At 50.7% G+C, this 24,632-nt stretch carries 25 protein-coding genes; 8 read left to right on the top strand and 17 right to left on the bottom strand.

What is annotated here, in order from left to right; all coding sequences use genetic code 11:
• Positions 1–154: 154 nt before the first annotated feature.
• Both ftsY and smc read right to left on the bottom strand, forming a co-directional pair.
• Entirely contained in the window at positions 155–1,168 is a 1,014-nt protein-coding gene (gene ftsY, locus MHB80_RS12580; RefSeq protein ID WP_341282450.1) for a signal recognition particle-docking protein FtsY, read from the bottom strand.
• A 62-nt stretch (positions 1,169–1,230) separates the two neighbouring features.
• A complete protein-coding gene (smc, locus tag MHB80_RS12575) occupies positions 1,231–4,809 on the bottom strand; it encodes a chromosome segregation protein SMC (RefSeq protein WP_341282449.1) in 3,579 nt (1,192 codons plus the stop codon).
• 376 nt (positions 4,810–5,185) lie between these two features.
• Here smc and MHB80_RS12570 point away from each other — a divergent pair, with 376 nt between their 5' ends.
• Positions 5,186–6,184, top strand: coding sequence for a phosphotransferase (locus MHB80_RS12570; RefSeq protein WP_341282448.1), 999 nt, complete (start codon positions 5,186–5,188; stop codon positions 6,182–6,184).
• Between the two features lie 67 nt (positions 6,185–6,251).
• Here MHB80_RS12570 and rnc read toward each other — a convergent pair whose 3' ends face one another.
• The 10 genes from rnc to MHB80_RS12520 form a co-directional block, all read right to left on the bottom strand.
• Complete coding sequence (rnc, locus tag MHB80_RS12565) at positions 6,252–6,953, bottom strand: ribonuclease III (RefSeq protein ID WP_056038330.1); 702 nt, start codon at positions 6,951–6,953, stop codon at positions 6,252–6,254.
• Positions 6,943–8,184 carry a beta-ketoacyl-ACP synthase II gene (gene fabF / locus MHB80_RS12560; protein WP_341282447.1) on the bottom strand — a complete coding sequence of 414 codons (1,242 nt, stop codon included), beginning with the start codon at positions 8,182–8,184 and terminating at the stop codon, positions 6,943–6,945. The genes rnc and fabF overlap by 11 nt, the downstream gene beginning before the upstream one ends.
• A 146-nt stretch (positions 8,185–8,330) precedes the next feature.
• Entirely contained in the window at positions 8,331–8,564 is a 234-nt protein-coding gene (gene acpP, locus MHB80_RS12555) for an acyl carrier protein (RefSeq protein WP_046230681.1), read from the bottom strand.
• A gap of 94 nt (positions 8,565–8,658) precedes the next feature.
• A complete protein-coding gene (gene fabG / locus MHB80_RS12550; RefSeq protein ID WP_341282446.1) occupies positions 8,659–9,408 on the bottom strand; it encodes a 3-oxoacyl-[acyl-carrier-protein] reductase in 750 nt (249 codons plus the stop codon).
• A 13-nt stretch (positions 9,409–9,421) separates the two neighbouring features.
• Complete coding sequence (fabD, locus tag MHB80_RS12545) at positions 9,422–10,354, bottom strand: ACP S-malonyltransferase (protein ID WP_341282445.1); 933 nt, start codon at positions 10,352–10,354, stop codon at positions 9,422–9,424.
• Between the two features lie 15 nt (positions 10,355–10,369).
• Positions 10,370–11,356, bottom strand: coding sequence for a beta-ketoacyl-ACP synthase III (locus MHB80_RS12540; protein ID WP_341282949.1), 987 nt, complete (start codon positions 11,354–11,356; stop codon positions 10,370–10,372).
• Positions 11,357–11,366: 10 nt separating this feature from the next.
• Positions 11,367–12,356 (bottom strand): phosphate acyltransferase PlsX, encoded by a 990-nt coding sequence (gene plsX / locus MHB80_RS12535; RefSeq protein WP_341282444.1) that lies wholly within the window; start codon positions 12,354–12,356, stop codon positions 11,367–11,369.
• Positions 12,340–12,936 carry a transcription factor FapR gene (gene fapR / locus MHB80_RS12530; protein ID WP_338556715.1) on the bottom strand — a complete coding sequence of 199 codons (597 nt, stop codon included), beginning with the start codon at positions 12,934–12,936 and terminating at the stop codon, positions 12,340–12,342. The genes plsX and fapR overlap by 17 nt, the downstream gene beginning before the upstream one ends.
• A gap of 306 nt (positions 12,937–13,242) precedes the next feature.
• Positions 13,243–13,416 (bottom strand): 50S ribosomal protein L32, encoded by a 174-nt coding sequence (rpmF, locus tag MHB80_RS12525; protein WP_042160385.1) that lies wholly within the window; start codon positions 13,414–13,416, stop codon positions 13,243–13,245.
• A gap of 38 nt (positions 13,417–13,454) precedes the next feature.
• Positions 13,455–13,982, bottom strand: coding sequence for a DUF177 domain-containing protein (locus MHB80_RS12520; protein ID WP_341282443.1), 528 nt, complete (start codon positions 13,980–13,982; stop codon positions 13,455–13,457).
• A 280-nt stretch (positions 13,983–14,262) separates the two neighbouring features.
• Here MHB80_RS12520 and MHB80_RS12515 point away from each other — a divergent pair, with 280 nt between their 5' ends.
• Complete coding sequence (locus tag MHB80_RS12515; protein WP_341282442.1) at positions 14,263–15,507, top strand: nucleotidyltransferase; 1,245 nt, start codon at positions 14,263–14,265, stop codon at positions 15,505–15,507.
• 10 nt (positions 15,508–15,517) lie between these two features.
• On the opposite strand, the gene MHB80_RS12510 is transcribed toward MHB80_RS12515, so the two are convergent.
• A complete protein-coding gene (locus tag MHB80_RS12510) occupies positions 15,518–16,711 on the bottom strand; it encodes a S16 family serine protease (RefSeq protein ID WP_341282441.1) in 1,194 nt (397 codons plus the stop codon).
• Positions 16,712–16,882: 171 nt separating this feature from the next.
• Between MHB80_RS12510 and MHB80_RS12505 the strand changes: the two genes are divergently transcribed.
• A complete protein-coding gene (locus tag MHB80_RS12505; protein WP_341282440.1) occupies positions 16,883–18,109 on the top strand; it encodes a nucleoside recognition domain-containing protein in 1,227 nt (408 codons plus the stop codon).
• A 45-nt stretch (positions 18,110–18,154) separates the two neighbouring features.
• On the opposite strand, the gene coaD is transcribed toward MHB80_RS12505, so the two are convergent.
• Both coaD and rsmD read right to left on the bottom strand, forming a co-directional pair.
• Positions 18,155–18,658: a pantetheine-phosphate adenylyltransferase gene (gene coaD, locus MHB80_RS12500; protein WP_341282439.1), complete on the bottom strand. Its 504-nt coding sequence runs from the start codon at positions 18,656–18,658 to the stop codon at positions 18,155–18,157.
• On the bottom strand, positions 18,645–19,238 hold the full coding sequence (gene rsmD, locus MHB80_RS12495; RefSeq protein ID WP_341282438.1) for a 16S rRNA (guanine(966)-N(2))-methyltransferase RsmD: 594 nt from the start codon (positions 19,236–19,238) through the stop codon (positions 18,645–18,647). Before rsmD ends, coaD begins: the two co-directional genes overlap by 14 nt.
• A 519-nt stretch (positions 19,239–19,757) precedes the next feature.
• Here rsmD and MHB80_RS12490 point away from each other — a divergent pair.
• From MHB80_RS12490 to MHB80_RS12470, 5 genes are all read left to right on the top strand, one after another.
• Complete coding sequence (locus MHB80_RS12490; RefSeq protein ID WP_341282437.1) at positions 19,758–20,315, top strand: hypothetical protein; 558 nt, start codon at positions 19,758–19,760, stop codon at positions 20,313–20,315.
• Between the two features lie 24 nt (positions 20,316–20,339).
• A complete protein-coding gene (locus MHB80_RS12485) occupies positions 20,340–20,813 on the top strand; it encodes a hypothetical protein (RefSeq protein WP_341282436.1) in 474 nt (157 codons plus the stop codon).
• A 44-nt stretch (positions 20,814–20,857) separates the two neighbouring features.
• A complete protein-coding gene (locus MHB80_RS12480; protein ID WP_341282435.1) occupies positions 20,858–21,022 on the top strand; it encodes a hypothetical protein in 165 nt (54 codons plus the stop codon).
• A gap of 38 nt (positions 21,023–21,060) precedes the next feature.
• A complete protein-coding gene (locus tag MHB80_RS12475; protein ID WP_341282434.1) occupies positions 21,061–21,726 on the top strand; it encodes a hypothetical protein in 666 nt (221 codons plus the stop codon).
• A gap of 263 nt (positions 21,727–21,989) precedes the next feature.
• Positions 21,990–22,727, top strand: coding sequence for a 3'-5' exonuclease (locus MHB80_RS12470; RefSeq protein ID WP_341282433.1), 738 nt, complete (start codon positions 21,990–21,992; stop codon positions 22,725–22,727).
• A gap of 22 nt (positions 22,728–22,749) precedes the next feature.
• Here MHB80_RS12470 and MHB80_RS12465 read toward each other — a convergent pair whose 3' ends face one another.
• Both MHB80_RS12465 and MHB80_RS12460 read right to left on the bottom strand, forming a co-directional pair.
• Positions 22,750–23,862: a saccharopine dehydrogenase NADP-binding domain-containing protein gene (locus MHB80_RS12465; RefSeq protein WP_341282432.1), complete on the bottom strand. Its 1,113-nt coding sequence runs from the start codon at positions 23,860–23,862 to the stop codon at positions 22,750–22,752.
• Positions 23,859–24,611, bottom strand: coding sequence for a class I SAM-dependent methyltransferase (locus MHB80_RS12460; RefSeq protein ID WP_341282431.1), 753 nt, complete (start codon positions 24,609–24,611; stop codon positions 23,859–23,861). The genes MHB80_RS12465 and MHB80_RS12460 overlap by 4 nt, the downstream gene beginning before the upstream one ends.
• Positions 24,612–24,632: the final 21 nt, after the last annotated feature.

The raw sequence follows: 24,632 nt of genomic DNA, 5'->3' as shown, positions 1-24,632 counted from the left end.
GCTTTCAACCTTGTCAGCTTGAAATACATGCATTTCAGGCCAAGCGTAAACGGCCGAAAGCCGTCCTCAGGTGGTAAAGCTAACGTTTCGCGGTGAAATATAAGCGGAGTATAAGGGGAAACCTATACTCCGCTTATATTTTCAAAAAGCTGATTTATTGCTGCGTTTCAGCCTCTTCCGGCTCTTCTTGATCTTTAATTAGACCAGCAAACAAAGCGTGAACAAACTGCTCCGAATCAAACTGCTGCAAATCCGTCATCTTCTCGCCCAAGCCAACCAGCTTGACAGGCAAATTAAGCTCATTGCGGATAGCAATGACGATGCCGCCTTTAGCCGTACCATCAAGCTTCGTCAATACGAGGCCGGTTACGCCGCTTTTCTCGCCGAACAGCTTCGCTTGGCTGAGTGCATTTTGACCAGTTGTCGCATCGAGGACGAGCAGCACCTCATGAGGCGCATCCGGAATTTCACGCTGAATGACGCGGAAAATTTTATTGAGCTCTTCCATCAAGTTGGACTTGTTTTGCAGCCTTCCAGCGGTGTCGCAGAGCAAAATATCTACGCCGCGCTGCTTCGCCGCCTGCACCGCATCGAACATAACCGCCGCGGGATCGGAGCCAGACTGCTGCTTAATGACGTCAACGCCTACGCGCTGGCCCCACACCTCAAGCTGCTCAATGGCACCGGCGCGGAACGTATCGCCCGCCGCCAGCAGAACGCTTTTGCCCTCATTTTTAAACTTATGAGCCAGCTTGCCAATCGTCGTCGTTTTACCAACGCCATTGACGCCAACGAACAAAATAACCGTAATGCCGCTGCCTGACATGCGAAGGGCAGTTTTCTCATTGTCATCACCCTTGAGCAGCTCAACCAGCTTTTCTGACAATACCGGCTGCAAATCAGCCGCATCTTCGATTTTGCGTTTTTTCACTTCCGCGCGCAGCTCGTCAATCAGCTTCATCACGGTATTGACGCCTACATCGGCACCGATCAAAATTTCCTCAAGCTCCTCGTAAAACTCCTCGTCAATCTTTTTCCGGCGCGTAATGAGCTCTTCTACCTTTTCAACAAACGCTGTACGGGTTTTGGACAACCCTTCTTTAAATATCGTCGTGACCGCTTCCGTCTTGGAAGCGATGCTTTCCTTCAATCTTTTGAAAAAACTCATCGCGATTGCTCCTCCGTCTTCGTAACTATCATGTATTCTTTCCTCATTCTTAAAGCCGCAAGCTACGCGGTAGCCTGCTCCGCTTCCTCCTCCAGACGCACCGATACGAGCTTCGATACGCCGCCTTCCTCCATCGTTACGCCATACAGCACATCCGCTTCCTCCATCGTGCCTTTGCGGTGGGTAACGACGATAAACTGCGTCAGCTCGGAAAACTCACGCAAATATTGGGCAAATCTGGATACGTTAGCCTCATCAAGCGCTGCTTCTACCTCATCCAATACACAGAAAGGCACGGGCTTCACCTGCAAAATAGCAAACAATAGCGCAATTGCCGTAAGCGCACGCTCGCCGCCAGAGAGCAGCTGCAGGTTTTGCAGCTTCTTGCCAGGCGGCTGAGCAACAATGTCTATGCCTGTATCAAGCACGCGATCCGGCTCAACCAGAACAAGATCTGCCCGGCCGCCGCCGAACAGCTTTGCAAACACAATGCTGAAGTGGCCCCTAATTGCTTCAAATGTCGTTTTGAATCGTTTCGACATTTCCTCGTCCATCTCGCGAATAACTTGATAAAGCGTCGTTTTCGCTTCCACCAGATCATCCTTCTGCTCCGATAAAAACTCATAACGCTCCTTGACGCGCTCATACTCGTCAATAGCGCCAAGATTCACATCGCCAAGCATCGTAATTTGACGTTTCAAATCACGAACCAGATTTTGTGTGCCAATGACATCCTCAGGCACAGGGTACTGCTCCCTCGCCAGCTCAATGCTCAGCTCGTATTCCTCGCTGAGCTTGCGCAGCAAATTGTCGAGCTCCACATCAAGACGATTCGCGGCGATTTCATTTTGGCGCAGCTGCTCCTCGATTTGCCGGAGCTGCGTGCGCTGCTCCTTCGTCTCGCTCTCGCCATGTTCCAGCTCTCGAATTCTGTCCGCTCTCGCCGAGCGCTGCAAATCCGTCTGCTCCGAGCATTCCTGCTTCTTAAGCTTCAAATGATTTAGCTGCTCCACCTGCTGAACGCTTTCCTCCGCATGGCGAGTAATCTCCTCTTCCTGCTGTGCAAGCAGGGAACGGACATTGCCAAGCTCCTGCTTCGCCCTTACAATATCAGCTCGAACACGGGCGGCTTGGTCTTCAAACGACTGCTTCTCTTGATCCGTCTTGGCTGAGCTGATTTTCAAATCCGTCAGTTGGCCTTGCAGCGCTTCCTTCGCCGTTTCGCTCGCTTTGCGGCGCTCCTCAGCAAGCTTGATCGCCTCCTGCAGCCTAGCCTCGTCTGCTACCAGCTTCTCAAGCTTTGCCTGCGCCTCCTCGGTTGTAGCCTGCATCGTTTGCTGCTCCGCCAGATGGCTGCTGCGATCAGCCGAATACAGCTGTTCCTGCTCATTAAGCTGCTTTTCCTCAGACAGCATCTGTTGAAGCTCGGCCCGCACCTGCTGCTCGTCAATACGCGATTGCTCCGAACGAGAACGCAGCTCCTCCATATTTTGCGATCGGATCGATTGCTCCTTGCGAAGATCGCTGAGCTTGTCGCGAAGCTGCTTCATCGTGGCCTCGGCTGCCGTAATTTCCTGATCGAGTCCTTCAATTTGCCGCTGCCGTCCAAGCAAGCTTGCGCCTTTCTTCTGCAAGCTTCCGCCTGTCATCGAACCTCCGGCATTTACAACATCGCCCTCTAGCGTTACAACCCGGTAGCGATATTGGCATTTAGAGGCAATACGGTTCGCCTGCTCCAAATTTTCTGCAAGCAATACATTGCCGAGCAAATTTTGAATAATAGACTTATATTGCGGGTCGCAAGAGACTAAATCGGCCGCAACGCCTACAAAACCTTCTGCGTTTTCAGCCAGGCGTCTGTCATGCTCAGGCACTTGCCTTGCGCGAATGACATCGAGAGGCAGGAAGGTAGCTCGGCCCAACTGACGCTGCTTCAGAAATGCGATTGCCGCGCGAGCTGTCTTCTCATCCTCCATGACCACATGCTGAAGTGCCCCGCCAAGCGCCGTTTCAACCGCAACCTCGATCCGCTCTGGCACGCGCACTAGCTCGGCTACCGCGCCATGAACGCCGCTAATGCCGCCGGATGTGCGGCGCGATGCTTTGAGCACTTCCCGAACGCCGTGCATAAAGCCGTCGAGTGCATCCTGCATTTCCTTCATCGTATCGCGACGGGAAATGCTGGCATCGATTTTTTGCTCCCATTTGCGAATAGCTGCAGCCGCTTCATCCACATACTGGCCAGTCTGCTTCGCTTTTTCAGCCTCATCTATGTATTTGTTACGAGCACCATTGATATCTTTCAAAATCGATTCCAGCTGTGCTTCCAGCTGCGCGCGTCTAGCCCCACTTTTCCGCTTCTGCTCTTTCCACTTCAGCTCATCCTCGCCAAGGCGCTCCATCCGCCGACCAACAGCTTCCTTCTGCTGCTGGGCATAACGAATTTCATTGCGCAGCTCCGCCATCGCGCTAAGCACATCAAGCAGCTCGCCCTTCAGCGTCTCCTCAGCATCAGGAGCAGCCCCGCCAACAACACCAATAAGACGGTCTTCCTCCTCAGTCAGCTTTGCTTTCAAATCGGCCAGCTGCAGCTCCAGACCAGCCGCACGGCTGCGGAATTCAGCTTCCTCCTGCATCAGCGTGCCAATGCGGGCATCCTGCGACGCAGCGGATTCCACAAGCTGTGCCTTGTTATGCTCCAGATTGCGTTTGCGCTCCTTCAAAACCTCGCCGTAGCCTTCGCATTTCTCATAATCCTCGCTGTATTGCAGCATCGCTTCATGAAGACGGTCAAGCTTCTCCTCGATTGCGCGCAGCGCAAGGCGATCCTTCTCCAAATGCGCATCATGCTTGCTCACAACCGTTGACAGTTCCAGCTCGCTTTGCTTGAGCACCTCAAGCTTGGCATTCGCCTCCGACCAAGATTTATGGACCGAATCAATGTTATGAACGTACATGGAAATTTCTTTCGTACGCAGCTGCTCTCGCAGCGCTTTATAATGAATCGCTTTCTCCGATTGCTCCTTGAGCGGCCCAACCTGGTCCTCAAGCTCAGTAACCAAATCGTGAATGCGCAGCAGGTTCTGCTCCGTCTCATCAAGCTTCTTCTGCGCTTCCCGCTTGCGCGATTTATATTTAACGATACCGGAAGCCTCTTCAAAAATACCACGGCGGTCCTCAGACCTTGTACTTAGTATTTCCTCAATTCGGCCTTGTCCGATAATCGAATAAGCTTCCTTGCCGATTCCCGTATCCATAAACAGCTCGGTAATATCCTTGAGCCGGCATGATTGCTTGTTAATCATATATTCACTGTCACCGCTGCGATGGACACGGCGGGTTACTGTCACTTCATTGTACTCCAGTGGCAGTGCTCCATCCGTATTGTCGAGCGTCAGCGACACTTCACCATAATTGACTGCTTTGCGCGCGTCGCTTCCGGCAAAAATAATATCTTCCATTTTGCCGCCGCGAAGACTTTTGGCGCTTTGCTCGCCCAGCACCCAGCGGATGCCGTCGGAAATATTGCTTTTGCCGCTGCCGTTGGGACCGACGACTGCCGTAATCCCCGTGACGAATTCCATCTCCGTCTTATCGGCAAACGATTTAAAACCTGCTAGTTCAATACGCTTAAGGAACATAAATTGTCTTTCACCTCACCCGCTATTGTACCACAAAATACAGACGCCGGATAACCTCACTTTAAGCTCTCCGCTACCATAGCCCCATCCTCTCCTTCCAACCAAAGTGAGACGGGTAGAGTCGTCCTTTAGAGGCGCGTTGCATTATGAGAAAATAAGGCACAGGGTAGAAAAAACTGATCCTTACTTACATCATTATGCGTTCTTGGGCATGGACGCCCCGGTACAACAAAGCTGGACAAAGCTTCGTTGCCTTTTACCTGTCTGGTTCTATCGTGCTGGACAAAAGCCCGACACAGTTTCCCTACCACGATAGCAAGGAATATAAAAATACAACGTCGAATAATAAGGAATATAGATAGGAGGAGTCGCTTTAATGACACACGCATTGCAGGCCATTATCGAGCATTATTTCCCTTTAGATATTGTAAAAACGGAACCCGTGCCCTTCGGGCTAACTAATACAACCTGTTTCGTAACGGTAAACGACCAAAAATACGTAGCACGTCATTATGACCTTTATACCAAGACTCCAGAAAGCTTGCACTTAGAAATGGATGTGACATCTTTTTTATTACGCTCAAATCTTTCCTTTAATATCCCTTCGTTTCTGCCAACACAAAATGGACACTTGTATGTGACGTTATCAGACGGATCATTAGGTGCTCTTGTAACCTTTCTTCAAGGAACAGCTCCGCCAATTCAAACACCTGATGATGCTTACTTATTTGGCCGCGTCGTCGGTGAAGTTAGTGCAAGGCTTAGTGAATATGAACGACCAAAGAATATTAAATATGATGGAATTCCATTTACTAACTTGTATCAGCTACATCCACTTGCTACGGAAGAAATTACAGCTTCTTTCTGGAAAAAACCTCCTTTCCCCGTTACAGACGAGCAAAAACATTATTATAACGAAGCACTGATTTCAGTTGAGACAAATCGTAAGGCTTTATTATCCTTACCCCTGCAGTTGGTCCATCACGACTTATTAGTATTCAACTTATTATCCGTAGACCGCTGCATTACGGGAGTCTTGGACTTTGATTTCCTCGCGGTCGATATCTCATTTTTGGAATTTGTAATTAGCCTCAACCATGTACTCCAGATGTCTGGCGGTTCACTTGAAATGTCGGCAGCGTTTATTGAAGGGTATGCATCGTTTCGGACCTTGTCATCTGAGGAATTGAGCCAACTACGCACGTTAACCCGTTTGTACCATATTGCGGTCCTACACATATATATTGGACAAAATAGGGCAGGAAAGGACATTTCTACCGCTTTTGCTTACATCGCGAATCAATTAATTGAGCGAGATAATTGGTTGGAGCGTAATGAAGGTCATCTAAGAGGGTTGTTAGCACCTTATACATAGTCATATTTAAAGAAGAGGCTACCGGGATTTGTAACAATCCCAGTAGCCTCTTCCTATAGCATCCTCTTTACGGCTGAGCGGAAAGGGAGTGCCACGCTTCTTCCGCTGCGCGCTGCTCCGCTTCCTTCTTCGTCCGACCGCTGCCGCTGCCGCATCTGGCATCACCCAAAATCACTTCCACGACAAACTCGCGATCATGCGCCGGTCCGCGCTCCTCGGTAATCCGGTATTCTACCGTACCGAGCCCATGATGCTGGGCGCGCTCCTGCAGCTTGGATTTGAAATCCTTCACGAGCAGGCCATAATCGTTCGATTCAATGAATGGAAACACATGCTCTTCGAGAAAAGCACGGGCCCGGTCCATACCTGCATCGAGAAAAATCGCACCGACAAACGCTTCAAACAAATCCGCCAGCAGCGCCGGTCTTTGTCTGCCGCCAAGCTGCTCTTCGCCTCGTCCCAGCAGGACGTAGGCGCCAAGAGCAAGCCGCTCTGCAAAAAGGGCAAGTGACGGTTCACATACGACCGAGGCGCGCATACGCGTAAGCTCGCCCTCTGGCCGGCGTGGATAGGAGCGAAACAGAAATTCTGAGACGAGCAGCTGCAATACCGCATCGCCCAAAAATTCCAAACGCTCATTATGCTCGATTGTGCCATGCTTATGCTCATTTACATACGACGTATGCGTGAAAGCTTGCTTCAGCAGCCTATGTTGTTTGAAGCGTAGCCCCAGACGCGACTGCAGCTCGCTTAAGGAATCATGCTTCATAAACTTTCATCACGATCGTCGCATTATGACCGCCAAAACCGAAGGAGTTGGACATTGCGATACGAACATCCGCTTTGCGCGGCTCATTCGGCACATAATCCAAATCACATTCCGGATCTTGGTTGTCTAAGTTAATCGTTGGTGCAATGATACCGTTTTGCAGCGTCAAGCCTAAAATAACCGCTTCCACTCCGCCGGCCGCGCCAAGCAGATGTCCCGTCATCGACTTTGTCGAGCTGACTGCCACTTTATAAGCGTGGTCGCCAAATGCTTTCTTAATCGCTTTCGTCTCTGAACGGTCGCCTACTGGCGTTGAAGTGCCGTGAGCATTAATATAATCAACCGCTTCTGGAGCAATTCCAGCATCTTTGAGCGCTTTCACCATACAGCGCGCTGCGCCGTCTGGATCTGGCTCTGTCATATGATGCGCGTCGCCGCTCATGCCATAGCCAATAATTTCAGCGTAAATCCGTGCCCCGCGTTTTTGAGCATGCTCGAGAGATTCCAATACGAGCACGCCTGCACCCTCGCCCATAACGAAACCATCCCGGTCTTTATCGAAAGGCCGGCTTGCCTTACTCGGCTCATCATTACGAACGGACATGGCGCGCATGGAGCAGAAGCCAGCCATGCCTGTTGGACGGATAGTCGCCTCAGCACCGCCGCACAGCATGACATCAGCGTCGCCGCGCATAATCATTTTATACGAATCGCCAATGGAATGAGTACCTGTCGCACAAGCGGTAACCGCTGTGCTGTTCGGACCTTTCGCTCCTGTAAGCATCGATACTTGACCAGATGCCATATTCGCGATCATCATTGGAATAAAAAACGGGCTGACGCGCTTCGGGCCTTTCTCCAGCAAAATATTATGCTGATCTTCCCAAGTGCCTAGGCCGCCAATACCGGAACCAATCATAACGCCAACGCGTTCCTCATCAGCATTCTCACCGATTTTCAAATCCGCATCCTTAACCGCCAATTGGCTGGCTACAGCAGCGAACTGCACGAAGCGGTCCATACGGCGCGCTTCCTTCTTGTCCAATCCGAATTCCTCCGGACTGAAGTTTTTGATTTCTGCGGCAATGTACGTTGGGTATTCCGAAAAATCGAACGCTTCCACAACGGACACACCGGACTTGCCTGCGAGCAAATTGCCCCAAAACTCCTCCAGCTCATATCCGAGGGAAGTCATAACTCCCATACCTGTAACGACAACTCTTTGCTTCATTTCGATTCACCTCTATGAACTGCAATATACGCTGCTGCGCTGTATCTTTTATATATAAATAGCTCTTACGCTCATTTATTCTTCTAAATAATCACATGCCCTAGATGGAGAGAAGTCCCGTTTGTGACAACGGGACCCAGGCTTCCTTAGTTAAGAGATTGTATGTACTTAACAACTTCTCCTACTGTTGTGATTTTCTCTGCATCTTCATCAGAGATCTCCATATCGAACTCGTCTTCAAGCTCCATGACCAATTCCACGACATCGAGCGAGTCAGCGCCGAGGTCATCTTTAAATGAAGCTTCAAGCGTTACTTCCGCTTCGTCTACACCTAGGCGGTCTACAACGATACGTTTTACGCGATCTATTACTTCGGACATCCGGTTCACCTCCTCTTTGGTATTATACGAGAATTAAAACTAAAATGCCATACGTAACCGTTTTAATTCCCGGCAAAGCCCTTGCGTCCCTATATTACATGTACATGCCGCCATCTACATGAACGGTTTGACCCGTCATATAGCCTGCTGCATCAGACGCCAGAAAACGTACAGCTGCTGCAATATCTTCCGAGCTGCCAAGGCGCGCAAGCGGAATTTGAGCAACAAGCGATTCCTTCATTTCTTCCGGAAGCTTGTCCGTCATTTCAGTCTGAATGAAGCCTGGCGCGACGCAATTGACCGTAATGCCACGCGAAGCAAGTTCCTTCGCGCTAGCTTTCGTTAGGCCAATAACGCCAGCTTTAGCAGCAACATAGTTAGCTTGTCCAGGATTGCCAAGCACCCCGACGACGGAAGAAATATTAATAATGCGGCCTGAACGCTGCTTCATCATTGAACGAGTAACTGCCTTGATGCCATTGAATACGCCCTTTAAGTTCGTCTCAATAACTTGGTCAAATTCCTCTTCCTTCATACGCATAATCAGGTTGTCTCTTGTAATTCCGGCATTATTCACCAAAATATCAATAGCACCGAACTGCTCCAGCACATCCTTGACCATAGCATCGAATTCAGCTGCCTTGCCTACATTAGCCTGCAATACAATGGCACGGCGTCCAAGCGCCTCTACAGCTTGAGCTGTCTCAGCGGCTGCCGCCTCGCTGCCCGAATAGTTAATGGCAACATCTGCCCCTGCTTCTGCCAGCGCGATCGCAATCGCTCTGCCAATCCCACGGGAAGCGCCCGTTACAAGCGCCTTCTTGCCTTCCAAATTCGCGAACATGATAAAACCTCCCCTATTCGGCTGCTTGCAAAGCATCTAATGCTGCGATGCTGTTAAGCGAAATCACCTTGACGGATCTATCGATTTTTTTGATCAAGCCAGCAAGCACCGTGCCTGAACCGATTTCCACGAAAGTATCTACACCTTCAGCGATTAAATAGCGAACGCTGTCTTCCCACAATACTGGCGAGTAGACTTGCTCGACCAGCAAGGCGCGAAGCGCTGCCGCATCCGTAACTGCACTAGCTGTAACGTTAGCTACAACCGGCACAGCTGCATCGCTCATGCTTACGCCTGCCAATACGCCGGCAAGCTGCTCAGAAGCAGGCTTCATAAGCGATGAATGGAAGGGGCCGCTAACCTCAAGCGGAATGACCCGCTTGAATCCGGCTTCCTTGCCGCGCTCGACAATGGCCCCAACGCCTGCTGCGGAACCGGAAACGACGATCTGCCCTGGGCAGTTCACGTTCGCAAGCTCAACAACATGGCCTTCTGCCGTCACCATGTGACATAGCTCGGCAAGCGCTTCACGCTCTGCGCCAAGCACGGCTGCCATAGCGCCATGTCCACCAGGAACCGCCTGCTCCATAAAGAGACCGCGGGAACGCACCGTACGAACGGCATCCTCAAAGGATAATACGCCAGAAGCTACTAGCGCGCTATATTCCCCCAGGCTGTGGCCTGCTACATAGTCCGCCTTCAAGCCTCGGCCTTCTAGCGCTTGCAGCAGCGCGACGCTTACGGTAAGCAGCGCAGGCTGTGTATTGGCCGTCTGCTTGAGCGTGTCCTCCGGCCCTTCAAAAATAATATCGCTCAGCTTAAAGCCAAGCGCTTCATCCGCCTGTTCAAAAATCTGGCGCGAATCCGCGAATGCTTCATAAACATCCTTGCCCATCCCTACAGCCTGAGCACCTTGTCCTGGAAATACAAAAGCGGTTTTACCCATCCTGCAATCCCTCCGTTACCAAATCAATACAGAAGCTCCCCAAGTCAGTCCGCCGCCAAAGCCGACGAATACGAGAGCGTCTCCTTCTTTTACCCGGTTTTGTTCAACCGCCTCTGCCAGCGCCACCGGAATCGATGCTGCCGACATATTGCCATAGTTGTTCAAATTAATCATGCATTTCTCCTCTGGCAAATTCAAACGGTTAAGCGCCGATTGAATGATTCGGATATTCGCCTGATGCGGGATAAGCAGATCGATTTGATCCTTCGTCATATCCGCTTTGCGAAGCGCTTCCTCTGCTGCACTGCCCATAATGCGCACCGCAAACTTGAATACATCATTTCCAGCCATATGGATAAAATGCTGCCGCGATGCGACACTTTCCTCCGTAGCTGGCATGCGGGAACCGCCGCCGCTTACTTTCAGCAGCTCGCCGCCGCCGCCATCTGCTCCGAGCTGGAAAGACTTAAAGCCTCTGCCTTCTGCTACCTTACCAAGCACAACTGCTCCCGCACCGTCACCAAACAAAATGCATGTATTGCGGTCTGTGTAGTCCGTAATACGCGAAAGCGTCTCCGCGCCAACAACAAGCACATGCTTATACAAGCCGGAAGAAATCATGCTCGTTGCTGTTGCAAGGCCATAAATAAAGCCCGAGCAAGCTGCGGAAAGATCGAATGCTGCCGCCTGTTTGGCTCCCAGCTTCTCTTGAAGCAGACAGGAGGTCGATGGAAATGCCATGTCTGGCGTTATCGTCGCCACGATAATGAGATCGATATCCTCTACCGTAAGTCCTGAAGCTGCAATTGCAGCCTTGGAGGCTTCATAAGCGAGGTCCGACGTCGCTTCTTCGGGTGCAGCCATCCGGCGCTCGCTAATTCCTGTGCGGGTAACGATCCACTCATCATTCGTTTCAACCATTTTTTCAAGCTGCTGATTCGTTATAATACGTTCAGGCACATATTTGCCTGTACCAATAATGCCTACAGGATGCAAAATCACCACAACACACTCACTTCCCGCTTATTTCCGCTGCAATCGATTCGGTCAGCTTGCCTTGAATGGCAATTCGCGCCTGGCGAATCGCACTTTTGACAGCTACCTCGTCGGAGGAGCCATGGCATTTCATGACGAGTCCGTTCAAACCGAGCAGCGGTGCGCTACCATGTTCTTTATAGTCCATTTTGTTTTTGAGCTTGCGCAGCTTCGGCAGCATAATCGCTCCGGCCAGCTTGGTAAGCAGCGTTTCGCCAAAAGCGTTTTTGATGAAGCCAAACAGGGAGCCTGCCGTGCCTTCCATCGCTTTCAGCATAATATTTCCAGCAAAGCCGTCGCAAATAAGAACATCACAGCTGCGGCTTAGCACATCTCTTGCTTCAACATTCCCGATAAAATGAATCGGCGCATGTTCAAGCAGATCGTACGCCGCCTTAGTCAGTTCATTGCCTTTGCGAGCTTCCGTTCCAACGTTGAGCAGCCCGACACGCGGCTTTTCCATTCCATGCACTTTGGAGCGATAAATGCTCCCCATAATAGCGTATTGCAATAAATGCTCTGGCTTTGCATCCATATTGGCACCTAGATCGAGCGCCAGCATGCCGACATCGTCCATCGTCGGAAGCATAGGCGCGAGCGCCGGGCGCTCAATGCCATCCAGACGGCCGACAACGAGCAGTCCTGTCGTCATCAATGCTCCGGTATTCCCGGCAGACAGCATTGCGTCTGCGCGTTTTTCACGGACGAGCTGGCCCGCAACGACCATGGAGGCTCCTTTTTTACGCCTAACAGCCTTTACCGGCTCATCATCTGGACCGATGATCTCATCAGCATGACACAGACTGATATTGGCTGGCTTATTGCCGCCCATCAGCTGCTCGATGATGGCAGTATCTCCTACCAGTACGAGCTCCGTATCCGGCCACTCATGCGCGGCTTCAAGCACGCCCTTCACAATGAGGCCAGGCGCATTATCTCCGCCCATAGCATCAATGGCTATCCGCATGTTCGTCCCCTCCTTCATTCTCCGCCTCCCCCGCGGATCGGAAAATCACAAAATTCCCTTGAAAAACCATTTCTTCACCAACATACGTGAAAATTTCGACCTTCGCTTTGGAGCGTTCGCCGGAAATCGACCTCACATAGGCTTTCGCTATGCATTTTTCATCTAATTTTACCGGGCGAATAAATCGAATGTCCGCCGTTACCGTTAAAGCGATAGGATTGTCGATAATGGCGACGGCCAGCGAATTGGCTTGGGCGAAAACGTGATGGCCCCGGGCAATGCCGGTTCGCGAGAAAACGTGCTCCTCACGTATTTCAAAGATTGAAATTCCGCTTTTATTCAGCTGAAGATCAACAATATCACCTATAACTTCATGAAGCGGCAATGACCGTACCGTATCGTACGAACGCTCCGCCATCAGCTTCAGCCGCTCGCGCAGTTCGGGAATACCAAGTTCCATCCGATCCAGGCGGATCGTTTGGATGCTTACCTTCAAATGCCTTGTAAGCTCCCGGTCTGTCATGAACGGATTTTCCTCCATTAGTTTGGCAAGCAGCTGATGCCGCTGCCGTTTGGGCATTCGTTCGATCGTCGGCACCACCTTGGACTGGCGTGTAAGCAGGCGCAAAAAATGCTTTTTGACCAATCATATATTTTATAAAAACGTCGGTCCAACAGACCAACGTCTGCTATTATCACCTGGTACTAAACTTCTCTATAAAAAAAGCCTCTGTAAGCAGCGAGTCAAGCCCAGACGGTTACTTCCGCCTGGTTAAAGGCGGCTTCGTCCCGCGAAGAAACGGAAAGCGCTGCTATAAGGAGCTAAACGTGTGCAAAAAAACAGCACCTCACCAAGCGATGAAGTGCCATTGTGAGATCCCGGAAATTATTGAGCAATAATTTCTTTCGTTTTGTAATATCCGCACACTTTGCATACGTGATGAGCCAATTTCAGCTCTCCGCATTGCTCGCATTTTACCATACCTGGTACAGCCAACTTAAAGTGAGTGCGACGTTTGTCGCGGCGAGTTTTGGACGTTCTTCTTTGAGGTACTGCCATGTTTAACACCTCCTTCACAATATTCGCGAAGCGATACACTATTGATCCTTGAACAAATCCTGTAGTGCTGCAAAACGATGGTCAAGCTTCTCGTTGTTGCAACCGCATGTCTGTTCATTTAAGTTTTGTCCGCATGTGTGACAAAGTCCTTTACAATCACTCTTGCAAAGCGGGGCAAACGGCATAAACAGTTGAAGCGCCTCTTCCACATAAGGCTGCAAATTCAATCTTTCACCGGATACCGCAATGAAGTCGCTGTCGTCGTCCTCTTCCTGCTCATCCTCGTCTTTGCCACGTTTCGGCGCAGGCTCGAACTGCTCGGAGAAAGGAATGACTGTATGCTCCTGAACGGCTTCCAAGCATCTGGAGCAAGCAAGCTCCCAATCGATAGTCATTTCACCATCAACCAAGATAGATCCTGCATTTCCTTCTACCTTAAGCGCGACATGGAGCGGACCTGTGTTAATCACATCAGCCCGTCCTTCAAATAGAGGAGCAACATCAATGGATTCATTGATTGTATGCTTTAACCTCTTGGACATCGTTTCTTCTACATGAAACTGCATATTATCACCTCAAACAAACAAAATTTATTATAGCTATTTTATAAGGGTTTTGTCAACATTTTCACAGAGGATTAGCTTTTTTTGCTTTCAACGGTTGAAAATGATGGCTCCGATTTTATCTTAATCATAGCTATGTTATTCTTAAAATATAAGCAATGATAAGTTTTACACTTATAGTAGGCTTATATTCCACCAGCGAAACGGCAGCTTTGCCGCCAAGGATAGCTTAAGCCGTTTACGCTTGTAATGCAACCATTTTACAATTGAGGAGCACGGTTATATGCGTACGGTAGGATTAATTGTTGAATATAATCCATTTCACAATGGCCATCGCTATCATTTGGAGCAGTCGCTGCTGGCAAGCGGCTCTGATGCCGTTGTCGCTGTAATGAGCGGGCATTTCCTCCAGCGCGGCGAACCGGCCGTAATGGACAAATGGAGCCGTACGGAAGCCGCGCTGCGCGGGGGCTGCGATCTCGTCATTGAACTGCCAGTAGCCTACGCAACACAGGCAGCGGAATGGTTCTCCTACGGCGCCGTTGCGCTGCTGGAGGCAACGGGCGTCGTCGATGGCTTCTGCTTCGGCACGGAAAGCGGCGATTTGGCTCCGCTTATGGAAGCCGCCTCCGTCATCGCGCAGGAGCCGCCCGCTTTTGCCTCGCAGCTAAAAGAGCTGCTGGCTACAGGGATAAGCTACCCGAGCGCCTACAGCAGCGCGGTAGCCGCTTATTTGGGCAGCATAGGAAAGCCAGAGGCTGCTGCGTTTCCTTTTGCCATGCCCAATCATACGTTGGGGCTGCACTATTTGATTGCCCTTGCGCGTCTAGGCGGGCGAATGGAGCCTTTTACCATTCGCCGCGAGAAAGCGGCTTATAATCAGGAGGACGTTACGGACAGTGCCATTGCCAGCGCTACCGCCATTCGCAAACAGCTTTTGCTGGAAAGGCATATTGCAGGCATTAAGCCGTTCGTGCCGGCCACAACCTATGACGTATTGGCGCGTGAATGGGATGCAGGGCGAAGTCCCGTAAGCTGGGACAGCTTCGCTACTCCTCTCCTGCACGCCATCGTCACCCGTTCAGCGCAGCAGCTGGCCGAACTGCATGAAATAACCGAGGGGCTAGAGCATCGCATTCGCAAAACGCTGCCACGGCTGAAGCAGCTTCAGGTGGAGCACCTGCTTACAGAGCTCAAAACGAAACGTTATACCCGAACGAAGCTTCAGCGGTCTCTGCTCTCTATTTTGCTTGGACATGCCAAGTCGGATTTCACACCGGACAAGCTGCGCAGCGGACTGCAATATATTCGCGTGCTTGGCTTTAGCGAGAAAGGCAAAGGACTGCTGCGAAAAATGCGCACAACCGCGACGCTGCCTGTCCTGTTAAGCGCGTCGGCTGCTGATCAGCCCTACCGTTATTTAGAGCTTGATACGCAAGCTACTGCTGCCTATATGCTCGCTCATGCTGGAGCCCAGCAGCCGAGCGCCTTATTTCGCGACTATTATGCCAAGCCGATCATGCTATAATTCAAACCGCCTATTTTTCGCTGATATACTGCTCAATCATCTGCTTAGCCTCGCTGAGACTAGTCACGCTGACGACCTTCATGCTCGCCTTGATGTCCTTCGCCTTGTCCGCAGCCTCCTTGTAATTGGCGGACGGGGCGAGAAACAGCTCTGCCCCCTCGCGGCTTGCCGCAATGACCTTGAACGCAATGCCGCCAATTTCCCCAACCGTCCCATCGGCTGCGATTGTACCTGTTCCAGCAATAATCGCTCCCCCCGTCAAATCCTGCTTGTCGAGCAGCAAATCAAGCGACTGCAGAGCAAACATCAGCCCCGCGGAAGGGCCGCCAATGGCTCCTGCATCGATTTGCAGCTTAAAGCGGCTATCGTCCGGCTTCAGGCTGCGAAGCTCAGCAAGCTGAATACCGCCAAGCGCGACAGGAAGCTTATCAGGCGTTAGAGGAGCCTCATAGGCGCCCAGTGTAATCGCAACGTCTTGCTCTGCTCCTGCCCGCTTTACGGTAAATACGGCCTCATCGCCTGGCTTATGGGCACCAAGCTCGCTGACGATTTGCTTGGCATCCGCAAATGGCTTGCCGCCTTTTAACGAAACGAGAACATCTCCGGGCTCCCAACCGCTGCCATCACTGCCCTGCAACACATCGGACACCGCAATGCTGTCGACCACTGATTGATAGGAAAGATGGGCGAAGCGATATGCAGCTTCAATGGCTTGATTTTGCGAGCCTTGCATGACGACGGTCATTCGCTCCGCGTATTCCTGCTCCGTATAGCCGCGCAAAATCGATGAGCGGCTGTAAGTCGCTATATCCTTATCCCATGCAGATGACAAGGTTTCCCACCAATTCGCATCCGATAGCCTGACAGCTGTCATCAGAAAAGCACCTTCTTCTGGCTTCGAAGCGGGCGATGGGCTTGCTGAAGGCTTCACCGCTACATCATCATCCTGCCCCTCACCCAAACGAACCATTGGCTTCGTCGGAGCAGCAAGCCCAGGCTCGTACATGACATAGGGTGTTGGTGCATACAACAGCATATACATGAATAAAGCGGTCGCCATCATAATAAAGCCTAACTGCCTTACTCCCGACGATTTCAAGGACAAATCGCGCCCCTTTCGTTGCTCATAAACCTTCTTCATCCCTTGTTCTAACAGGCCAAGGGGCTGCATACATATCGTACAAGCCGCTATACTAGCTGCCATTTGCCATTTCCCGGCGCTCTCAAGCAGCCTTTGTATTGCAAAGCTCTAATTGACGGGCATGCAGGCGCTGCAAATAGCCCATATTTCCATACGCGCAGCTGAAAATTTGTGTGTGCACTTATCGAAATCATGCAATTCCCTACGATGACCTGAAATGGAGTTGATCGTCCAGTGGCTAAAACCTTGCTCGCAGCGCTAGCGTCCATTCTGCTGGTCGGAGCTGTTATCTACCAGTCAGAAGCAGCCTTTCAAGCTTCCCTTCAAGGATTGACCCTATGGTGGAATATTGTTTTCCCTGGGCTGCTGCCTTTTCTCGTCCTATTCGAGCTCATTACCGCCTTTGGCCTCGTACATGGAATCGGCGTGCTGCTCCAGCCGCTCATGCGCCGCTTATTCCGGCTTCCTGGAGAGGCAGCGCTCCCCCTGCTATTCGGCTGGCTATCCGGCTTTCCCGCCGGTGCCGAAACGACAGCCGTGCTTCGCAGGCATGGGCAGGTTACGCTCCAAGAAGGCCAGCGGCTGCTCGCCTTTTCACATATGCCGAATCCCATCTTCATGCTTGTCGTTCTCGGCGCAGGCTTTATGCATCAGCCGGAGCTGGGGCTGTTGATCGCAGCAGCCGTCTGGCTGGCTGCGCTTTGGACAGCCTGGCTGCTGCTGCTGACCAGCAGGTCCGAGGCTTTGCCGGCCCGCGCCGCCCAGGTGCAGGAAGCCCGCTTATTTGAGCGGGCGGCCAAGGCCATCACCGCCGCGCGGGAAAGCGACGGCCGCGGCTTCGGGCGGGCGCTCGGCGAAGCCGTATCCAGCGGCGTGCAGAAGCTGATGCTGATTGGCGGCCTGATTATTTTCACCGCTGTCATCGCCCGGCTTATGCAGCCGCTTTGGCTTTTTATAAGCTCAGGAGGCTGGTGGGAAGCGCTCTTCCTGCCCGCGCTGCTGGAAAGCCATATTGGCACCTACACAGCTGCCGTGCTGGAAGCACCGAGCCTCGCACCTGTGCTGAGCGCCGCTATCACCGCCGCGATACTCGCTTGGAGCGGCATCAGCGGCCTGCTGCAGGCAGGCTATTCTACAAGCGGGACAGACCTTAAGCTCCTCCCGCTCGCTGGAGCCAAGCTGCTTCATGCCGCCCATGCCGCTTGGTTCGTGGTGCTATTGTGGAAGCCGGCACAGCTGCTGCTCGCCAGCGCCCCTTTTGATTTTTGGCGGCTAGCCGCTAGTGCGCTGCCAGCCGTTTCATCAAACGGGGCGTGGATGAACAGCCCGGTTCCGGGCTATTTTCACACGCAGCATTTCCCTAATCTGTGGCCCTACACTTTGGCTGCATCAGCGCTGCTCATGCTTCTGCTCGCAGCGCTGTATATGCTGGCACGAAGAGAGGCTGACATACCCAAATAATGCTCAGCTTCAGCTACAGAAATAGCTTTGCTGAGCGATTAATATCTACTGCTTCGACTTGTACTTCTCAGTCAGGCGCTTCTCCACCGCGGACGGAACGAGCTCAGACACCGCACCTTGAAACTGCGCGATCTCTTTCACAATACTGGAGCTGAGATAAGAGTACTTCGGATCGGTCATCATAAAAATCGTATCAATGTCCTCATCAAGCAGCCGGTTCGTCGATGCCAGCGTAAGCTCATACTCAAAATCGGTTACAGAGCGAATGCCCCGTACAATCACGTTGGCGTTGCGGGACTTCATGAAACGCACGAGCAAATCGCGGAAGCTTTCAACCGAAACATTCGTCAGATCCGATGTCAACTCGGTGATCATTTCCTTGCGCTCCTCCAAGCTGAAAAGCGGGTTTTTGCTCGTATTATTCAGCACCGCTACTATTAAATGGTCGAACTGCTTCGCCGAACGGCGGATAATATCCAAATGCCCAAAAGTGACCGGGTCAAAGCTTCCGGGGTATACGGCTACGCGAATCTGGTCATTCGTCTGCATCGTTAAGTCCTCCATTTTGAGCTTCATTCGGCTCGTAGCGATAAATAGTTACTGCCGTGTCGCCGTATTTGTTTTTTTTCAATTGAAAAAAGCCGCTCCACTGCTCCTCATAGGTATGGGCTGCGTCATGTTCAACGACAATAGTTGCCCCATCTTCAAGCATGCCGTGGTCAGCCATGTAAGTCATGAGCTTGTCCGCCGTTATGATTCGGTATGGCGGGTCCAGAAAAACAAGCGAGAAAGCGATTCCACGCTTTTCCAACAACTTTAATGCCCGCTCCGCATCGTTGCGGTAAATTTCCGCTTCCTGCCCCATGCCGGCCGCCTGCGTATTGTGGCGAATGATGTCGATGCTATTTTTCTCCTGATCGATAAAAATCGTCCGCTCGGCCCCTCTGCTCCAAGCCTCTATGCCAAGCCCTCCGGTTCCAGCAAACAAATCCAGCGCAACGCCCCCGTCAAAAAAAGGCCCTATCATGCTGAAAATCGCTTCCTTCACCTTATCGGTCGTAGGTCTTGTATTGTTGCCAGGCACCGCCTTCAGCGGTCGTCCCTTGGCTGCGCCCGCAATGACTCTCACTGCCAAATGCCCCCTTTATTCGCTATCCTCGCCTATCGTACCATAATTGCCATGGGATATTAAAGAGGTTAAAGCTTTTGTTAAAAATGCTCGGCTATCACCAATTTACAGCTTCTGAAGGAATAAAAAACCACAGCCCGCAATTGTTGTTGACACCAAGTGACTCGGGACACAGCCTGCATATTTTGTAGGACTGAGGTTCCGCTATGCTGGCTTTTAATCCGATTTTATGCCGTATGCGGACAGGAAATTCGTTATGACCCTCATTAACCTGTCAAAATGGCTATTTGCAGCGTATTAACGTCCCCTGAGTCCGCCAGCTTGCCTAAACATGTGATTCTGTCAAAATAGCGGCTGCTGTGTCCGCCAACTATCTTTGTGCAGGGAGTAAAACCTGGAAGCGAAGAGTAGGTGGATTGATAAAAACTACTATACTCTCTACTTCCTCTTCCACATCTCGCCAAAACATCTCTTTTGTAGTATATTGGTGTCGAAACAACGATAAAGGGAGCGGACACATTGCAAACGAGAAAAACATTTTACAAAAAGATCAGTTATGGCCTAATAACGGCGGTCGCTCTTGGCGTTCTGAGCGGATGCTCATCGGAAGAAGTCTCTACTGCATCACCTAGCCCTTCGGCAACGATTGAAACCTCAGCATCTCCTTCACCGGAAACCGAGGCAACTGCCGCACCGACCGCCGAGCCTGAAAAAGACTTGAACGTAAGCGAGCAGCTTACGCTTGGTTATATTAACTCCTACTATAATGAAACCGATGTAGAAGCCAGAAAGAAATTTGCCCAGGAGCATATGCATCCTGATGTTCAAAGCATATTTGTATTTGCCGCATCTGCGGTTATTGATGAGAAGGATCATTTTTTGAATCCGAAAGTTGTGGAAACGGTCGACTATGAAAAAGACGGAACGAAGGGTACCCTGACTTTGGTAAAAGGAGACGGGGATAAAGAATTTATCGGCCTTATTATAGAAGATAAATTCAGCTTTGGATTCATTTCAACCGCAGCTAGCGATGATATGAAAGCTGCTTTTGAAGGGGTTCGCGAGCAATTCAAGTAATTTTTAGTATAGGAGTCGTTACAATTGAAACGAAGAAAGCTGTTGTTCAATCAGACCCGATTTATCATTGTCGTTCTCTTGGCAGGCAGTGTGGTTGGGATCATTTATACAGGGAATAAAGATCAGCAAATAGCGGATGGGGTGCCAGCTCCCCTTTCAATAACAACGAGTGCGGAGCAACTGACATCCTTTTCCCCTTCTCCAGAAGTGCAACTGCCTGTTTACGAAATAACGGATGAACATATGGATGACTCTGGTATTTGGCATGTTACGCTCAGTACGCTGACTGCCAATCAACAAGAGCTTAAAAAGCTTGTGCAGCATGCCTGCTCAATCGCACTTACTAAATCGCAAATCGTCAATTCGGTGTTTGTAGATGTCGTCAAGAACGAGAAGGCTTCCTCTAAACTCGCTACCGGTAAAATGGCATTAACGAGTACAGGCGAAGCCCAAACCGGTTCGAAAAAGATGGAAGTCACCTTCCAGTTAAACAGTTGAATTTATATCATTTTATACACAAATATACGATAGGAGCATGAACAATGAAGAGCCAGCCGTTTTATAAAAAATGGTTGTTTTGGGTAATCACCGTCATCCTGCTTGCCGGTCTTGTAAATGGCCAGCTGCGCGATGAGGATGCCGCAGGCAGCGCCTCGGTGAAAAGCAATGAAAGTCAGCTAGAAAAGACATCGTCCAAGTCGGAATAGCTGCACAGAGCATAGAGAGATCATAGGGGGATATGAACATGCAGCAAAGAAAACCGATTTATAAAAAATGGTGGTTCTGGGTAATCATCGTCCTATTCGTAGGAACTGTAGGTAATTTGAATAAAGATACAAGCAATACTCCAGCCGCCACAAACGCAGAAAGTTCCAAAAATGAAACCAAAACCGCATCTGAAACAGCGAGCAATGCAGCAGACTCTAAGAAGGAAGAAACTTCTAAGACCGAAAAGGCAAAGGCTGAAGGTGTCGTGGCTCAAGATGTAGAGAGCTTCCGTAAAGCTTTCAATAAAGCATCAGAGGCGCTCGGAGCCAAGTTTACCGTTAAGTCTTTGAAAATAGAAGGTTCCGGCTTTCAGCATCAGCTCACAGACTCCATCTACCTTAATGGGTTTGTAAATAAAGATACAGGAGCTATTAAAGAGCTTCTTATTATGGGTTCTGGTGATGGAACTGCTCAATCGGGCGCTAATTTGATTTTGTCATTCGGAGCTTTAATCGGGGCAACTAATCCTGATCTGGAAACCAATGAAAGCGGAAATATTTTTGAGGAGCTGGGCATGATGGACAGCAATGTTGATATGTATAACTTAAATAAATCTACTGAGCGCAATGGCATTGTATACACCGTTAAATCCTCGCAGGAAACAGGTGTATGGTTTATTGCGCAGGATGCTTCTGTAAAATAAAACACAAAAAAATCGAGCGCCCCTTTCGGGACGCTCTATTCATGGGAGAGGAGAAACCGGACGAAGAGCTTATGGGGAACGTAAGTCTTCTCCGCGGTTGTCTACGACATCTTGCGACGCCGATAATTTTATTTTGTCCGTTTTGCGGATGTTTATACCTTCACGACAAGAAAAAGGTTGGAAGATGGCCAAAAGGCTGCGGACATCCTGTATAATTCAAAGTAAGAATTAAAAAACTTACACCAATTTAAAGGGGATGCACCATGGACTTTGTGGCAATTGACTTTGAAACCGCCAACTCCAATCGCTCCAGCGCCTGCGCGGTCGGCATCGTCGAGGTGCAGGGCGGAAAAATCGTTTTCGAGCAGGTTTGGCTCATTAATCCGCAGCAGCATTTTGACCGGATGAACATCGAAATTCACGGCATCACTCCGGCTATGGTGGCGGACAGCCCTACTTTTTCCGAGCTATGGCCTATACTTGCGCCATTATTAAAAAATAAGCAGGTAGTCGCGCATAATGCTTCCTTTGATATGAGCGTCCTGCGTTATTGCCTAGATGATGCGGCCCTGACTTATCCGGCCTTTCATTATTATTGCACCTATCAGCTTAGCAAAAAACTGCTGCCGAACATGCTTTCCTATCGTTTGAACGTGTTAGCTAGTCATTATCAAATTCCGTTAAATCACCATGATGCGCTTGATGATGCGAGAGCGGCTGCGTTAATTTTAGCAAGATTGCTTGAGCAGGAGCAGCAGCTAGGCCCTACCGAGCTTGCGCTCGCCAAAGGCTATAAAATCGGCAAAATGCATGCTCGCGGTTACACGCCTTTCTCAACAACGGCTGCTAAAAGCAAAAAGCAAGCAAAGCCATCAACCTCTGCCAGCACTAAACGAACCCAAGCTAGCGCAACAGAAACAGCAGCCGAAAAATCTGGGCTGCAGGTCATCAGCGGACAACAAGCCGATATGATCCGCCGTTTGGGCTTGAACTCATTATAACGACCGTGATATCGGGCCAGCCTTACTCCCAGCTGTCATATCTCAAGCCTTCAATGATCTGCGGTCGTTTCGTAATGCCCGCAGCGGCTTGCAGGGCAATTTTGCCTTTGCCGCTCTTCACCAGCTCAAATAGCTGCTCCGTATGGAATACACCGCCTGGAAGGCCGCCTTCATACACAGCGGTGGCAACAGCGGTCGCCACTTTAGCGGTCGCTGCCGCCTCATGGGAACCGTCCACCAAATATTGAACATGCTTCTTCGCAGCATTTTTCATTCCCCAGCCATCTACTTTAACCGCATAGCCGTCTGAGCCAAATCGCATCATCCCAAAGCTGCTCACAGCGGCAGAGCGAATCCATTTAACCTTCAGCAGCCGGAATAATCCCGTTGCGCGTATCCATGCGACCAAGCGGGTCACCACACCTGAATCGAAGCAGAGCCTTGTCGATACGGTCGGCACTTTCAGCGTTCTTGGCAGCGACTGCTGATCGGAGAACGGGAAACGGTAAGCCATGCGGCTGCCCAGCTCCTTGCCAAAGTCGGTGCGTTTGCCGCCGCTAAAGCTGACCGTCTGCGTGACCCCGCCATTTTCAACAATGGAAAATGCACGGCCAATGCTGTCTACCGTCCACTCTATCGCCGCCTTGCCATGCTGATCGCCGAGTCCAAGCATAATCGCGATATCTACGCTATCCAGCTGATCCAGCTCCTGCTGCGCCTTGCGAGCAAGCAAATTCGTTACCCCTGGCGCTAGCCCGACACTCAGCACAGCTGTCGCCTGTGCCTGTGCAGCTTCCTCTGTATGCTTCTCTAAGCTGGTCAGGAAAGGACCATACGCTGAAATATCCACATAATGCGTTCCACTCCGCAGACAAGCCTGTACAAAAGCATCATCCGTCTGATCCATGCACATGACAACGAGCTTCACTCGTTCGAAATCCATCTCTTGCTTCCAGTTGGTTAAATTAAATGCCATTGGTTTCACCTGGCCGCCCGTTTGGTCCGCGAATTGCTTCGCTCGCTCTAGGCTTCTGCCCGCCGCATACACTTTTCCTGGAAAATTTGCTCCGAGCTGCTTGCTTATATCTCCGCCCACATGGCCGTAGCCGCCTATAACAACGATGTCTTGTTTCATTTGTCCTGCCTCTTCTCTTCTATGTTGTGCTGCTCATCTGCTTTGACAGCAAACCATCCTGTAATAAGGTAGGAACCGAAAAATTTTGAAATATGGCTAAAGCCTGCTTCCCGAAGCAGCTCTTCCACCTGCTCTGGCGGCACGGGATCTGATTCGGCACCGAGAGAGGCGGCAAATCGCTCCCAATCCTCAAGCGGAATGCCATTATCCAGCATGTGGCTTTGCCAAGCGCTCATTTGGACGGCAAAAGCTTCTTCCTGACGATCACAGCTTATTGCAGCAATAAATAACGGTGCTCCCGGCTTCAAACGTTCGGCTATACTGCGCAGCAGCTCCCTTTTCTGATCAAGCCCCTTTATAAAATGCAGTACCAGCAGGGAAGTCGCTGCATCGTACAGCTTGTCCTTCGGCAGCTCGTCTGCCGTTCCCTCGTGCAGCGTTACTCCCGCTTCCAATCGCTCCATCAGGATGCGCTGCTCTGCTATAGCCAGCATGCGCGCAGACGGATCAACCCCGGTAAAGCTCCACGCTGGATGCGCACCGCCAAGCGTCACAATCTCCTGCCCGCCGCCTGCACCAACGACTAATATGTCCTGTTCCCTTTCAGGGCCAAGCATCGCGTTCATTAAACGGTCCGTCATATCATATAGCATAAAATAGCCTGGTATTTTCAAAGAAATCGTTCGTCCGTATCCCTCCACTTGGGGATCATTCCAACTCATCGCCTTCTGCTGCTGCTTCTCATTCATCGGTACAGCTCTCCCTTCAAC

This window comes from Paenibacillus sp. FSL H8-0537 (assembly GCF_038051995.1).
GTDB lineage: Bacteria > Bacillota > Bacilli > Paenibacillales > Paenibacillaceae > Pristimantibacillus.
This window is presented reverse-complemented; position numbering and strand designations above follow the sequence as displayed.

Coding starts and splice junctions, on each gene's coding strand:
- MHB80_RS12515 (WP_341282442.1), top strand. CDS start 14,263: ATGCGTACGGTAGGATTAATTGTTGAATATAATCCATTTCACAATGGC.
- fapR (WP_338556715.1), bottom strand. CDS start 12,936: ATGCCCAAACGGCAGCGGCATCAGCTGCTTGCCAAACTAATGGAGGAA.
- fabG (WP_341282446.1), bottom strand. CDS start 9,408: ATGTTCGCGAATTTGGAAGGCAAGAAGGCGCTTGTAACGGGCGCTTCC.
- MHB80_RS12475 (WP_341282434.1), top strand. CDS start 21,061: ATGCAGCAAAGAAAACCGATTTATAAAAAATGGTGGTTCTGGGTAATC.
- fabD (WP_341282445.1), bottom strand. CDS start 10,354: ATGGGTAAAACCGCTTTTGTATTTCCAGGACAAGGTGCTCAGGCTGTA.
- MHB80_RS12510 (WP_341282441.1), bottom strand. CDS start 16,711: ATGGCAGCTAGTATAGCGGCTTGTACGATATGTATGCAGCCCCTTGGC.
- fabF (WP_341282447.1), bottom strand. CDS start 8,184: ATGAAGCAAAGAGTTGTCGTTACAGGTATGGGAGTTATGACTTCCCTC.
- MHB80_RS12460 (WP_341282431.1), bottom strand. CDS start 24,611: ATGAATGAGAAGCAGCAGCAGAAGGCGATGAGTTGGAATGATCCCCAA.
- smc (WP_341282449.1), bottom strand. CDS start 4,809: ATGTTCCTTAAGCGTATTGAACTAGCAGGTTTTAAATCGTTTGCCGAT.
- MHB80_RS12570 (WP_341282448.1), top strand. CDS start 5,186: ATGACACACGCATTGCAGGCCATTATCGAGCATTATTTCCCTTTAGAT.
- plsX (WP_341282444.1), bottom strand. CDS start 12,356: ATGCGGATAGCCATTGATGCTATGGGCGGAGATAATGCGCCTGGCCTC.
- ftsY (WP_341282450.1), bottom strand. CDS start 1,168: ATGAGTTTTTTCAAAAGATTGAAGGAAAGCATCGCTTCCAAGACGGAA.
- MHB80_RS12465 (WP_341282432.1), bottom strand. CDS start 23,862: ATGAAACAAGACATCGTTGTTATAGGCGGCTACGGCCATGTGGGCGGA.
- rnc (WP_056038330.1), bottom strand. CDS start 6,953: ATGAAGCATGATTCCTTAAGCGAGCTGCAGTCGCGTCTGGGGCTACGC.
- MHB80_RS12520 (WP_341282443.1), bottom strand. CDS start 13,982: ATGCAGTTTCATGTAGAAGAAACGATGTCCAAGAGGTTAAAGCATACA.
- acpP (WP_046230681.1), bottom strand. CDS start 8,564: ATGTCCGAAGTAATAGATCGCGTAAAACGTATCGTTGTAGACCGCCTA.
- rpmF (WP_042160385.1), bottom strand. CDS start 13,416: ATGGCAGTACCTCAAAGAAGAACGTCCAAAACTCGCCGCGACAAACGT.
- coaD (WP_341282439.1), bottom strand. CDS start 18,658: ATGCAGACGAATGACCAGATTCGCGTAGCCGTATACCCCGGAAGCTTT.
- MHB80_RS12470 (WP_341282433.1), top strand. CDS start 21,990: ATGGACTTTGTGGCAATTGACTTTGAAACCGCCAACTCCAATCGCTCC.
- MHB80_RS12480 (WP_341282435.1), top strand. CDS start 20,858: ATGAAGAGCCAGCCGTTTTATAAAAAATGGTTGTTTTGGGTAATCACC.